Below are 12,509 nucleotides of genomic sequence, written 5' to 3'. Positions count from 1 at the left end.
CAGCGTTTGCGAAGTTCCGCGGCTCGTCGCGAACGATTAGCCGAGGCGTGCGGCTTTCAAGGCATGGCCCCACCATACCAGCTGGTCCAGCATGTTCTTGGCAGCTTCCGCCAGATGTGGGAAATCATCTAGCGTGTTCTCTTTCTTGACGACTGCAAGGTAGTCCGGGAACAGAATATGGACGCCAGTCTTGACCGACATGGATGACATCTCAACTGCGATCATCCGCAGCTGTTCGACAGCGCGTGCACCGCCAACGCCGCCATGGCCGACAAAGCCGATTGGCTTCTGAATCCAGTCACCATAGTCGATAGCGTTTTTCAGAACCGCTGTTGGCGCATGGTTATATTCGGCAGCAGTCAGGATATAGGCGTCAAACTCGCGAAGCTTGGTTTTCCACTTGTCGGCGGTCTCCGCCTGTGCGGTGGTGGTTGCTGTGTCGCCATAAAAGCCCATTGGATAATCGGCCAGATCGAGGATTTCGACAGTGAATTCAGGGCGTGCGGCTGCGACCTTCGCAATCCATTCCGCCGATACTGGTGAGAAACGCTGTTCACGGGTGCTGCCGACGATCACTGCAACTTTTAGCTTGCTCATAGATATATCCTTTTTCGTGGTAACCAATGGAGACTAACGCTATACCGGTGACTGGATAAGGCGCAAGGAGGCACTTTTATGAAACCCGGTGACTTCAAGGAAACCAGTGCTTGCAGGGCTGTGACCGATATTTTGTCGCGCGTTGGCGATAAGTGGACGGTTTTGGTTGTGAGTTATCTTGGCAATGGTCCAATGCGATTTAATGAGATCCGCCGCACAGTTGATGGTATTTCACAGAAAATGCTGACGACGACGCTGCGCAATCTCGAGCGCGACGGGTTTGTATCCAGAACTGTTTTCCCGACAATTCCGCCGAAAGTGGAATATGAACTGACGGAAATGGGGCGCGATCTTCTCAAGCCGGTCCGAGGTTTGGGGGAGTGGGCAATTGCCAATGAGGCGCAGGTTATGATGGCGCGGGCGCGTTATGACGCGCGTGCGTCGGGCCGCGACTATAGTAAGGCTGAAGCTGCGGAATGAGCGGTCGATAAGCCTATAGTGCAAAAGTGGAAAGGCAGGCTCGCGCCTGCCTTTCCTGTTGCCTGAGACAGGACTTCCAAAGTGCGGGGGCAAACAGGAAGTCCATCTCGTATCGATAGCGATTGACCATGAAAACTGCAGAATGTAAATCAGAAAATGCTAAAATAACCGCAGCTTCCTTAGTAAAGCCCGCGATAGGTAAATTTTCTATAAATCACAAAGAGTTACACAATGTAAGAAAAGCAATCCAATATTGCTTTTCTCCCAATTTTATACCTTAAATCTTGCTCATCACTTACTGTGTGAAGAAGTGCTGAGTTTTAAAACAGGCATAAAAAAACCTCCGGACAAGACCGAAGGTTTTTCTTTTACAAGCCGTATTGTCGCGGTCGCACAGGCGAAGTCGCCTGTGCTGCGCAATACTCGGATGGATTTCTTAGAAATCCATGCCGCCCATGCCGCCCATGCCGCCAGGCATGCCAGCAGGAGCTGCATCCTTCTTAGGCAGTTCAGCGATCATGGCTTCGGTGGTGATCAGGAGACCAGCAACCGATGCTGCGTTCTGCAGAGCGGTACGAACAACCTTAACCGGGTCAACAACGCCAGCCTTGATCAGGTCGCCGAATTCTCCATTGGCAGTGTTGTAGCCATAGGTGTCCGAGCCGTTTTCAAGGATCTTGCCAACGATAACCGAAGCTTCTTCACCAGCATTGGTCGTGATCTGGCGAGCAGGAGCCTGCAGAGCGCGACGAACGATGTTGATGCCAGCTTCCTGGTCAGGGTTTGCACCCTTTGCAACGATCTGCGACGAAGCGCGGAGCAGAGCGGTACCACCACCAGCAACGATACCTTCTTCAACCGCAGCGCGGGTTGCGTTCAGGGCGTCGTCAACGCGGTCCTTCTTTTCCTTAACTTCGATTTCCGTTGCACCGCCAACGCGGATTACGGCAACGCCACCAGCGAGCTTGGCAAGGCGTTCCTGAAGCTTTTCGCGGTCGTAGTCAGAAGTGGTTTCTTCAACCTGCTGCTTGATCTGCGAAACGCGCGCGTCGATTTCAGCCTTCTGGCCTGCACCGTCAACGATCGTGGTGTTTTCCTTGGTGATCGAAACTTTCTTCGCACGGCCGAGCATGTCGAGCGTAACGGTTTCAAGCTTGATGCCGAGGTCTTCGGAGATAACCTGACCGCCGGTGAGGATCGCGATGTCTTCGAGCATTGCCTTGCGGCGATCGCCGAAGCCAGGAGCCTTAACAGCAGCAATCTTCAGACCGCCACGCAGCTTGTTGACAACGAGCGTTGCGAGAGCTTCGCCTTCAACGTCTTCAGCGATGATGACGAGTGGCTTTGAGGTCTGAACAACAGCTTCGAGCACTGGCAGAAGAGCCTGGAGGTTCGAAAGCTTCTTTTCGTGCAGAAGGATGTATGCGTCTTCGAGATCAGCAACCATCTTGTCTGGGTTGGTGACGAAGTATGGCGACAGGTAGCCGCGGTCGAACTGCATGCCTTCAACGACTTCGAGTTCGGTTTCAGCGGTCTTGGCTTCTTCAACCGTGATCACGCCTTCGTTGCCGACTTTCTGCATCGCTTCAGCGATCATCTTGCCGATTTCGGCTTCGCCGTTAGCGGAAATGGTGCCAACCTGAGCAACTTCTTCCGAAGTGTTGATCTTCTTGGCCTTGCCGAGAAGGTTTGCAACAACTTCAGTCACAGCCAAGTCGATACCGCGCTTCAGGTCCATCGGGTTCATGCCGGCAGCAACAGCTTTTGCGCCTTCCTGAACGATAGCCTGACCGAGAACGGTCGCAGTGGTCGTGCCGTCACCAGCAGTGTCGTTGGTCTTCGAAGCAACTTCGCGCAACATCTGTGCGCCCATGTTTTCGAACTTGTCTTCGAGTTCGATTTCCTTGGCGACCGATACGCCGTCCTTGGTGATGCGCGGAGCGCCGAAGGACTTGTCGATAACAACGTTACGACCCTTTGGGCCGAGCGTTACCTTAACAGCGTCAGCGAGGATATCGACGCCGCGCAGCATCTTTTCGCGCGCAGTGCGACCGAACTTTACGTCTTTTGCAGCCATTTTACTCTCCTGGGAAATGTCCCGGTCAGATTATGGTGAATTGAAATTCAGGCGGAAACTAATCTCTGGCTTCGCCGATACCGGCGCGAGCCGGAAAAATTAGCCAACGATGCCCAAAATGTCGGATTCTTTCATGATCAGCAGGTCTTCGCCGCCGATCTTGACTTCTGTGCCCGACCACTTGCCGAACAGAACCTTGTCGCCAGCCTTAACTTCGAGAGCGATCAGCTTGCCTGCTTCGTCACGAGCGCCAGCGCCAACAGCGACGATTTCGCCTTCCTGTGGCTTTTCTTTAGCGGTGTCAGGGATGATGATCCCGCCAGCGGTCTTAGCTTCCGATTCAACGCGACGAACGACGACGCGGTCATGAAGCGGGCGGAACTTGATATCAGCCATGGTATAACCCTTGGTGTTATAGACGTTGAACCCTGTTAACGGATCGAGCCGATCCGCGCTTGTTAGCACTCCGTCTGTCCGAGTGCTAACGTGCCAAAGAGATAGAACCGGCCCTATTCTTTGTCAAGGATCGTTGCCGTTTTTTGACAGAGCAGAAAATAAATTCTGCATATAAGGCCGCCAAAGGCATGGGCGTGCTGTTGCCCGGAATGTGGGGACTATACAGGTGACTGGCAAGGCGGGCAGGAAAATAAGCACCTTAGGCTGGTTATGTTCAGGAAATGGCAGGCTTGGTTAACGGCGTCTGATCGGCAGAAAGACCTAATCGTTGGAACACAATGCGTTCATCCGGGCGTCCATTTGGACGCAGACTGGCTCAAGCGTGGTGACAGATCAGGCTCATTCTTGTAGAGGAAACCGCAGGATGCCTGAGACGCATCTTCACCAAAGTCGACTATTTGCTTGATAATAGCACGGTCGGGCTCCTTATTTTACCGGTATAGGCCGGACCAGCATACTAGAGGATAGTGATGAAACTGCCTGAGCGCCTAGACGATCTGACGGACGGATATGATGCGATCTTCTGTGATGTCTGGGGTGTATTGCACAATGGCGAAGTTGCATTTGCGCCTGCCGTCGCGGCTTTGAAGCGCGCACGCGCCAAGGGTATAACGGTTATTCTCGTAACCAATGCGCCACGTCCGTTCGGCAGCGTTATTGCACAGATGACATTGCTCGGTGTACCGGAAGATGCCTATGACCGCGTCGTCACCTCCGGCGATGTGACTCGTGATCTCATTATTGAAGGTCCGCGCAAGGTTTTTCATATCGGCAGCGAACGTGAGCTGGCGATTTATGAAGGTCTGGATGTCGAGCTGGTTGAAGAGTTCGAAGCTTCGGGCGTTGTCTGTACCGGTCTTTATGACGATGAAACCGAGACGCCAGAAAACTACGTCGAACTGCTGCAACGCCTCCGTTCGCGCAATCTGCCTTTCATCTGTGCAAACCCGGATATCATGGTCGAGCGCGGTCCGCGCCTGATCTGGTGTGCTGGCGCGCTGGCGCGTGATTACGGTCAGCTTGGCGGTCGCACGCTGATTGCAGGCAAGCCGCATCGTCCGATCTATGAAGCTGCTTCAAAGGCGGTTGAAGAAATTCGTGGCGCACCTGTTGAAAAGTCCCGTATCCTCGGTATAGGCGACGGCGTGTTGACCGACGTGAAGGGGGCCGCTGATTACGGCCTCGATGTGCTCTATATTTCCGGTGGTGTCCATGCAGCGGATTACGCTGCTGACGGGAATGTTGACTTCGACAGAATGAATGCATTCCTGCAAAAGCATGGCCATGCGCCAATCGCCTCGCTTTACGCACTCGTCTAACATCCGCTTCGAGAATCTGCTTCGACCATGAAAAAACCTGCTTTTCAGCGCCTTTCCGGAACGGATGCATTGCCGCTCACATTGCGTAATTGCGTTGTGGCGATCGGCAATTTTGATGGTGTCCATCGTGGCCATCAGGCCGTGCTGGAGCGTGCGCTGGAAATTGCCGAGCGGGATGGGTTGCCTGCGGTTGTTCTGACTTTTGAGCCGCATCCGCGCAGCTTCTTCAAGCCAAACGAGCCTGTCGAGCGCCTGACCGATGCCGTCGAAAAGGCCGAGATTCTTCGGCTTATGGGTTTCAACGCTGTGGTCGAGCAGCCGTTCACGGCAGATTTTTCTGCGCAATCGGCCGAAGATTTCGTGCGCAATATCTTGGTCGAGCGATTACACGCCAACTGCGTTGTCACGGGGTATGACTTCCATTTCGGCAAGGGACGCCGTGGCACACCGGAATTCCTCGTTGAAGCCGGAAAATCATCGGGCTTCAGCGTTTCTCTGGTGGATGCATTCAGCGACGAGGGAGGAAATGTTGTTTCCTCCACGCGCATTCGAGCGCTGCTGTGCGAGGGCGAAGTTGCTGAAGCCGCAGGTCTTCTCGGCTATCGCTATCGTGTCAGCGGTGAAGTTATTCACGGCAAAAAGCTTGGTCGTACACTTGGCTTTCCAACCGCCAATATGACAATCGATGACCATGTGAGCATGAAACACGGCATTTATGCTGTGCGCTTCCGCAGGGCGGATGGCAGTTTGCATGACGGTGTCGCAAGTTTTGGCCGTCGCCCCACTGTCGACAGTGATGGCAAGCCATTGCTCGAAACCTTTGTCTTTGATTTTTCCGGCGACCTTTATGGCGAAGTCGCTGAAGTTTCTTTCTTTGGGTATCTGCGCGGTGAAATTAAGTTCGACGGCCTCGATCCGCTGATCGTTCAGATGAAACGGGATGAAGAAGAAGCGCGTGCGATTCTGGCGGGAGCACAACCGATATCCGCACTGGATCGTCTTCTGTCCTTTCCAGCTTAGCCATTGGGACGGAGCTCTCTCACAGTGGATTTCCACTTCTGAGAGTCATATTGCGAAAAACCTGTAGTGATTTCTACTTAGGATTTAAGTTTAATTTTACATATTCCGTTCAAACAGTGTTAAATACCCCTAAAGTTTCCGGGGCGCTGTTTATCGGAGTTTCATGTGACGCGTATCTCCCTTGCCTTTATTGCAGGCGCCGCATTGTTCGTGGGTTCGTTCTCGGCCGTTGCTGCAGATATGCAGCAGACAGACGTTTATGCTGCAGAACCAGCCAAGCCGGCTCGCAAGTATTTCTGGTCTGGCGACTGGTATCTCAAGGTGGGTGCCGCTGGTCTGGTTGCTCCGAAGTTCGAAGGTTCCAACAAGTATAAGTTTTCAGCACAGCCGCTGATTTCGCTTGGCCGTCAGGGTGAGGCAGAGCGTTTTTCGTCGCGCAATGACAATGTCTCTTTTGCATTCATAGATCAGGATCGCTTCCGCGTTGGTGCTGTCGGCAAGCTGATGTTTGAGCGCGACACCAAGATTGATGGTCTTCATGAAACCAAATTCGGCGGTGAAGCCGGTGGTTTTGTTGATGTCTATCCGACTGACTGGCTGCGTGTCCGTGGTGAAGTGCGCCATGGTATCCGCGCGCATAAGGGCGTTGTGGCTGATGTTGCTGCCGATGCGTTCTATGACGTGACGCCTGTGGTCCGCGTTTCGGCTGGTCCGCGTGCGACCTTCGCTTCCAAGGATTACTTCAAGACCTATTACGGCGTGACGGCTGAAGAAGCTGTTGCATCGGGTGTGAAGGAATATCGTCCGGGCGGCGGTTGGGAGTCGGTCGGTGTTGGCGGTGCCATCACCTGGAAGGCAACCGACAAGATCGATACAAGCCTGTTTGGCGAATATAGCCGTCTTCAGGGTCCGGCAAAGGATTCGAGCATCGTGAAGCAGCACGGTTCGCCGAACCAGTTTATGGTTGGCGTATCCGCGACCTATCGTTTCGATTTCTCGCTCGACTGATAAAATCCGGTCAATCTGTAAAGTTTTCGGAGGCAGGGCTGCAAGTTTATTGCGCCCTGCCTCTTTATTCCTGTGAAGGTCATTGCTAAAAGCGTGCCCATGATGACGGATTTTCGGCACATCGGCACGGCTATACGAATTATTGGCCCGGCCTTCCTCTAAGCCTTGATGGCGCCGCTTTTAAGCGGCGCATGGCAGGAAGGTCCGGGAGCGACCGGCTGTGCCTCGCAGCCTCCTGAGTTTTCCCGGCTGCGTTTGGCAGCCTCCTGAACGTTCAAAGCATATTCCCCTCGTATCAAAACATGCGGGAATGACAGGCAAGCGTAAAATGACCGACAAGATCGATTATTCCAAAACCCTCAATCTGCCGCAGACCGAATTCCCGATGCGCGCAGGCCTGCCGCAGCGCGAGCCGCTTTTCGTGCAGCGCTGGGAGGAAATGAACCTCTATAAAAAGCTGCGCGAAGACGCAAAAGACCGCCCGCTTTACGTGCTGCATGACGGCCCTCCTTACGCAAACGGCAATATCCATATCGGACATGCGCTGAACAAGATCCTCAAGGACGTCATCACCCGTTCGTTCCAGATGCGGGGTTTCAACTCGAACTATGTTCCGGGCTGGGATTGCCATGGCCTGCCTATCGAGTGGAAGATCGAAGAAAAATACCGTGCACAGGGCAAGAACAAGGACGAAGTCGCAATCAACGAATTCCGCAAGGAATGCCGTGAGTTCGCGGCTGGCTGGATCAAGGTTCAGTCGGAAGAGTTCAAGCGTCTTGCAATCTGCGGCGATTTTGAAAACCCATACACGACCATGAACTTCCATGCGGAAGCGCGGATCGCGGGCGAACTCCTGAAGTTTGCGGCAAGCGGCCAGCTTTATCGCGGCTCGAAGCCGGTCATGTGGTCGGTTGTCGAACGCACGGCATTGGCTGAAGCCGAAGTCGAATATCACGACATTGAGTCGGATATGATCTGGGTCAAGTTCCCGGTAGCTGGTGCAGGCGATCTTGCCGGTGCTTCTGTTGTTATCTGGACGACAACCCCTTGGACCATTCCGGGCAACCGTGCGGTGGCTTATTCCTCGCGCGTTGCTTATGGTCTGTACGAAGTTGTCGCTGCCGAGAACGATTTTGGTCCTCAGCCTGGCGAAAAGCTCGTCTTTGCTGACAAGCTTTCTGAAGAATGCGCCAAGAAGGCAAAGCTTGAGTTCAAGCGTCTGCGCGACGTGTCGGGCGAAGAACTTGCAAAGAACGTGCTTTCCCACCCGCTCAAGGGCTTCGGCGGGGGATATGAGTTTGTCGTGCCGCTGGTTTCCGGCGATCACGTCACTGACGATGCCGGTACGGGCTTTGTGCACACAGCACCTAGCCATGGTCGCGAGGACTTTGAAGCGTGGATGGACAATGCCCGCGAGCTGGAAGCGCGCGGCATCGATCCGAGCATTCCTTTCCCGGTTGGCGATGACGGTTACTACACCAAGGATGCGCCGGGCTTCGGTCCAGATCGCGACGGCGGTGCAGCGCGTGTTATCGATGATAACGGCAAGAAGGGTGACGCAAACGAGGCTGTCATCAAGCAGCTCATCGCGCATGACAAACTTTTTGCACGCGGTCGTCTGAAGCATTCCTATCCGCATTCATGGCGCTCGAAGAAGCCGGTTATCTTCCGCAACACGCCGCAGTGGTTTGTCTATATGGACAAGAACCTCGGCGATGGCACCACGCTGCGCTCGCGCTCGCTCAAGGCCATCGAGGAAACCCGCTTCGTTCCAGCTGCAGGTCAAACCCGTCTGCGCTCGATGATCGAAGGCCGCCCGGACTGGGTGCTTTCGCGTCAGCGCGCCTGGGGCGTGCCGATCTGCGTGTTTGCTGATGAAGAAGGCAACATCCTGCAGGACGATGCCGTCAACAAGCGCATTCTCGAAGCTTTCGAGGCAGAAGGCGCTGATGCATGGTTTGCTGAAGGTGCGCGTGAACGCTTCCTCGGTAGCCGCGCAAACGAGGGTTGGACGCAGGTTCGCGACATTCTAGACGTCTGGTTCGATTCGGGTTCGACTCATACCTTCACGCTTGAAGATCGTCCGGACATGAAGTGGCCTGCCGATGTTTATCTCGAAGGCTCTGACCAGCATCGCGGCTGGTTCCACTCGTCACTGCTGGAAAGCTGCGGAACGCGTGGCCGCGCGCCTTACAATGCCGTCGTCACCCATGGTTTCACCATGGATGAGAACGGTAAGAAGATGTCGAAATCGCTCGGCAACACTGTCACACCACAGGATGTGATCAAGGATTCGGGCGCCGATATTCTGCGTCTTTGGGTCATGACCACTGACTATTGGGAAGATCAGCGTCTGGGCAAAAATATCATCCAGACCAATATCGACGCTTATCGCAAGCTGCGTAACACGATCCGCTGGATGCTTGGCACGCTTGCCCATGACGAAGGCGAAACGCTGCCTCACGCCGATCTGCCGGAACTCGAACGTCTGATGCTGCATCGTCTGGCCGAACTCGATGAGGTTGTGCGCTCGGGTTACGACGCGTTTGACTTTAAGCGCATCGCCCGCGCATTGATCGACTTCATGAACGTCGAACTCTCGGCCTTCTACTTCGATATCCGCAAGGATGCGCTCTACTGTGATGCGCCGTCGAGTGTTCGCCGCAAGGCCGCCCTTCAGACGGTGCGTGAAATCTTCGTTCGCGTAACCACCTGGCTTGCGCCAATGCTGCCTTTCACCACGGAAGAGGCCTGGCTTGATCGTTATCCGGAATCGGCTTCGGTGCATCTGGAGCAGTTCCGCAAGACGCCTGCTGAATGGCGCGATGATGTGCTTGCTGAAAAGTGGCGCAAGGTCCGCAATGTCCGCCGCGTTGTTACGGGCGCGCTGGAACTGGAACGCGCAGACAAGCGCATCGGTTCTTCGCTGGAAGCAGCTCCGGTCGTCCACATCACTGACAAAGGCCTTGCCGATTCGCTTGAAGGTCTGGATTTCGCTGAAATCTGCATCACCAGCGGCATCGCGCTTACGGATGCTGCAGCACCCGCTGAAGCTTTCACACTTGATGATGTGAAGGGTGTTGCGGTTGTTCCTGTTCGTGCGGAAGGTGAAAAGTGCGCTCGTTCCTGGCGTTACACCACCGATGTCGGTTCGGACGCGGAATTCCCGGAAGTCTCGGCTCGTGATGCGGCTGCGCTGCATGAATTGAAGGCGCTTGGACGGCTTTCGGCATAATAATCAAAGCCCGGACGCATCGCGCGCCTGGGCTTTTTTCACTGCAGGGCTTGCCTTGATAAGTGAGAGCATGGTGAAATAGCGGTTAATATCGCGATTGCCCGTAGAGATGCTCTCATGTACAAGGCTCTCCTTGAGATAAACTTGCAATCTGCCTTGGAGTTGCCGGTTTCTTGCGGCAAGGGTGAAATAGAAGCCTTTGATGAAAAGAAAATCGACAGGCGTAAAAGAAGTGGCGCTAATGAAGATTGAAGGACGAGTTCTGGTATTGATGACGGCGGTTGCGGGTCTCGCACTGTCTGGATGTGTATCGTCGCCGACCTACGGAACCGACAAAACGGCGAGTGCGCAGCTTCTCGACGACGTGTCGAACATGGCTAGCTTCGGTCAGGGCAAGAAAAAAGATCGGATCGATTACAAGCCGCGTCCTGATCTTGTGCGTCCTGCACAGGGTGAAAAGGGTGCGCTGCCTGCTCCGCAGGAAAGCGTTGCAAGCGCAGGCGATCCTTCGTGGCCAGAATCACCAGAGCAGCGCCGTAAGCGTCTGCGTGATGAAATCACCGCAAATCGTGACAACCCGAACTTCGTTTCGCCTGTTGAGCAGGACGTAGCGGTTGCCAATAATCTTCGCGCTTCGCTTCCAAGCGGTAACAGCCGTCGTGAAGATTATGAATCCCGTACGCCAACATTTGATCCAGCAAGGGTTGCTGAGCTGAAGAAGCAGCGTGAAGCGCAGACGCAAGGCTCTTCAACGACACGCCGCTATCTGAGCGAGCCGCCGCTTGCTTATCGTCAGCCAGCTTCGACCGCAGCTGTAGGTGAAATGGGCCAGGATGAGTCGCAGAAAGAACGCGAGCGTAAGAAAGCTGCTGGTGGTGGTGGCAAAAGCTGGCGCGATCTGCTTCCTTGGAATTAATAATATAGTATAATTTTTCAAAAATTAGAAAGCCGGAAGAGAAAATCTTCCGCCTTTCTTTTTGTTATTTGTTTTGGGGTTTGTCATCAAAATGACTTTGTTTTGTTATGTTCAATTCCAAATATTAAATATTTTTAATGTTCGCTATTCTAAACAATATTTGATTTCAATCAACGAAACCATTCTGGCAGAGCGTATCCTACTACTTTTCGGGATGTAAGGTACAGTAATGCACAACACAAATCAGATTTGGGATGGCCCCAATGGTTACGGCGTCATCAGTCGTATGTTTCACTGGCTCATGGCCGTCCTTTTCCTGTGGCAGTTCATATCTGCCATACTGCGTATTCTTGTGAAGGACAGTGCGCCCTATAGTTTCTTCTGGTCTGCGCATTACACAATTGGCTTCTCACTGCTGATACTGGTGTTGTTGCGCGGTGTATGGGGATTGCTGAATTTTTCAAGGCGCCCGCATAAAGCAGGTGCAATGGGTAAGCTTGCGGGTTTGGGGCATTTGGCGATCTATGTGCTTATGTTCGCCGTTCCGGCGCTTGCACTCTTGCGCAGTTACGGAAGTGGCCGCGGCTTTTCTGCATTCGGCATTCAGATATTCGAGCAGACAGGTGTGCAGAATGTGGCACTGACCGCTCCGGGCAATGCGGCGCACGGTCTTTTGGGTTGGGTTTTGCTCGCTGTAATCGTTGGTCATGTGTTCATGGCACTGGTGCATCATTTTGCGCTGCGCGATAATACGCTGCGTCATATGACTGGCCACCGGGCTGTTACAGCGGTTCCAGTTAGAAATGAATCGTTGGAACCACTGTAACTGTTTGTTTTTACGCATTATCCGACGCAAAACCGCTTCGCACTTTTGCTGGAAATGCTATATCTGAGCCGGGCTATCGCTTCTCGCGAAAAAACGCCCTGAGCAGTTTCTGGGATTCTTCTTCGGAAAATCCCGCATAAACATCAGGTACATGATGGCATGTGGGCTGCGTGTAAAAGCGTGGCCCATATTCAACGCCGCCGCCCTTCGGATCGGCCGCGCCGTAATAAAGCCGTCGAATGCGAGCGAAGGAAATTGCTGCCGAGCACATCGCGCAAGGCTCAAGCGTTACGTAAAGATCGCAATCGGGCAGGCGTTCTGATTTGAGAAATTCGCCCGCATGTCGGATTGCAAGCACTTCCGCATGGGCAGTGACGTCGTTCAATTCGCGGGTTCGGTTGCCAGCGCGGGCGATAATTTCTCCGTCATGCACGATGACTGCGCCAATCGGCACCTCTCCGCGCAGAGCTGCAGATTTGGCCTCTTCCAGTGCGATCTGCATTGGATTTGCCATAATTGGGGGTGAAATATCTGCAACCTTTTTCAAGCCAACCTCATTTCATGGCCAAGACAGG

11 protein-coding genes are annotated in these 12,509 nt (G+C 53.8%); 7 read left to right on the top strand and 4 right to left on the bottom strand.

Translation table 11 applies throughout. The features are described from left to right. Positions 1-36 precede the first annotated feature (36 nt). Positions 37-597, bottom strand: a complete 561-nt coding sequence (locus tag ABWV94_RS07785) for an NADPH-dependent FMN reductase (protein ID WP_007878049.1) — start codon at positions 595-597, stop codon at positions 37-39. A gap of 78 nt (positions 598-675) precedes the next feature. On the opposite strand from ABWV94_RS07785, the gene ABWV94_RS07780 reads away from it, so the two are divergent. Further along, on the top strand, positions 676-1,077 hold the full coding sequence (locus ABWV94_RS07780) for a winged helix-turn-helix transcriptional regulator (protein ID WP_079213498.1): 402 nt from the start codon (positions 676-678) through the stop codon (positions 1,075-1,077). A 436-nt stretch (positions 1,078-1,513) separates the two neighbouring features. Here ABWV94_RS07780 and groL read toward each other — a convergent pair whose 3' ends face one another. After that, a complete protein-coding gene (groL, locus tag ABWV94_RS07775; protein WP_007878053.1) occupies positions 1,514-3,154 on the bottom strand; it encodes a chaperonin GroEL in 1,641 nt (546 codons plus the stop codon). A 99-nt stretch (positions 3,155-3,253) separates the two neighbouring features. Beyond that, entirely contained in the window at positions 3,254-3,550 is a 297-nt protein-coding gene (groES, locus tag ABWV94_RS07770) for a co-chaperone GroES (protein ID WP_006472506.1), read from the bottom strand. Positions 3,551-4,080: 530 nt separating this feature from the next. Here groES and ABWV94_RS07765 point away from each other — a divergent pair. The 6 genes from ABWV94_RS07765 to ABWV94_RS07740 all read left to right on the top strand — a co-directional run bounded on the left by ABWV94_RS07765 (position 4,081) and on the right by ABWV94_RS07740 (position 11,934). Beyond that, on the top strand, positions 4,081-4,929 hold the full coding sequence (locus ABWV94_RS07765; RefSeq protein WP_353412999.1) for a TIGR01459 family HAD-type hydrolase: 849 nt from the start codon (positions 4,081-4,083) through the stop codon (positions 4,927-4,929). 27 nt (positions 4,930-4,956) lie between these two features. Further along, the gene (locus ABWV94_RS07760) at positions 4,957-5,949 is read left to right on the top strand and encodes a bifunctional riboflavin kinase/FAD synthetase (protein WP_353412997.1); all 993 of its coding nucleotides are present in this window, start codon (positions 4,957-4,959) and stop codon (positions 5,947-5,949) included. A gap of 165 nt (positions 5,950-6,114) precedes the next feature. After that, positions 6,115-6,957 (top strand): MipA/OmpV family protein, encoded by an 843-nt coding sequence (locus tag ABWV94_RS07755; protein ID WP_502905155.1) that lies wholly within the window; start codon positions 6,115-6,117, stop codon positions 6,955-6,957. A gap of 328 nt (positions 6,958-7,285) precedes the next feature. Next, positions 7,286-10,192 carry an isoleucine--tRNA ligase gene (gene ileS / locus ABWV94_RS07750; protein WP_353412995.1) on the top strand — a complete coding sequence of 969 codons (2,907 nt, stop codon included), beginning with the start codon at positions 7,286-7,288 and terminating at the stop codon, positions 10,190-10,192. 241 nt (positions 10,193-10,433) lie between these two features. Beyond that, a complete protein-coding gene (locus ABWV94_RS07745) occupies positions 10,434-11,108 on the top strand; it encodes a hypothetical protein (RefSeq protein ID WP_007878067.1) in 675 nt (224 codons plus the stop codon). Between the two features lie 229 nt (positions 11,109-11,337). Then, positions 11,338-11,934 carry a cytochrome b gene (locus ABWV94_RS07740; RefSeq protein ID WP_079213502.1) on the top strand — a complete coding sequence of 199 codons (597 nt, stop codon included), beginning with the start codon at positions 11,338-11,340 and terminating at the stop codon, positions 11,932-11,934. A 73-nt stretch (positions 11,935-12,007) separates the two neighbouring features. Here the strand turns inward: ABWV94_RS07740 and ABWV94_RS07735 are convergent, their stop codons facing one another. Beyond that, the gene (locus ABWV94_RS07735; RefSeq protein ID WP_502905165.1) at positions 12,008-12,448 is read right to left on the bottom strand and encodes a nucleoside deaminase; all 441 of its coding nucleotides are present in this window, start codon (positions 12,446-12,448) and stop codon (positions 12,008-12,010) included. Positions 12,449-12,509: the final 61 nt, after the last annotated feature.

Source organism: Brucella sp. NBRC 12953 (assembly GCF_040369775.1).
Taxonomy (GTDB): domain Bacteria; phylum Pseudomonadota; class Alphaproteobacteria; order Rhizobiales; family Rhizobiaceae; genus Brucella; species Brucella pseudogrignonensis.
This window is presented reverse-complemented; position numbering and strand designations above follow the sequence as displayed.

Excerpts from the sequence above, each read along its gene's own strand:
- ileS (WP_353412995.1), top strand. The coding sequence starts at position 7,286 with ATGACCGACAAGATCGATTATTCCAAAACCCTCAATCTGCCGCAGACC.
- ABWV94_RS07785 (WP_007878049.1), bottom strand. The coding sequence starts at position 597 with ATGAGCAAGCTAAAAGTTGCAGTGATCGTCGGCAGCACCCGTGAACAG.
- ABWV94_RS07735 (WP_502905165.1), bottom strand. The coding sequence starts at position 12,448 with ATGGCAAATCCAATGCAGATCGCACTGGAAGAGGCCAAATCTGCAGCT.
- groL (WP_007878053.1), bottom strand. The coding sequence starts at position 3,154 with ATGGCTGCAAAAGACGTAAAGTTCGGTCGCACTGCGCGCGAAAAGATG.
- ABWV94_RS07780 (WP_079213498.1), top strand. The coding sequence starts at position 676 with ATGAAACCCGGTGACTTCAAGGAAACCAGTGCTTGCAGGGCTGTGACC.
- ABWV94_RS07740 (WP_079213502.1), top strand. The coding sequence starts at position 11,338 with ATGCACAACACAAATCAGATTTGGGATGGCCCCAATGGTTACGGCGTC.
- groES (WP_006472506.1), bottom strand. The coding sequence starts at position 3,550 with ATGGCTGATATCAAGTTCCGCCCGCTTCATGACCGCGTCGTCGTTCGT.
- ABWV94_RS07760 (WP_353412997.1), top strand. The coding sequence starts at position 4,957 with ATGAAAAAACCTGCTTTTCAGCGCCTTTCCGGAACGGATGCATTGCCG.
- ABWV94_RS07745 (WP_007878067.1), top strand. The coding sequence starts at position 10,434 with ATGAAGATTGAAGGACGAGTTCTGGTATTGATGACGGCGGTTGCGGGT.
- ABWV94_RS07765 (WP_353412999.1), top strand. The coding sequence starts at position 4,081 with ATGAAACTGCCTGAGCGCCTAGACGATCTGACGGACGGATATGATGCG.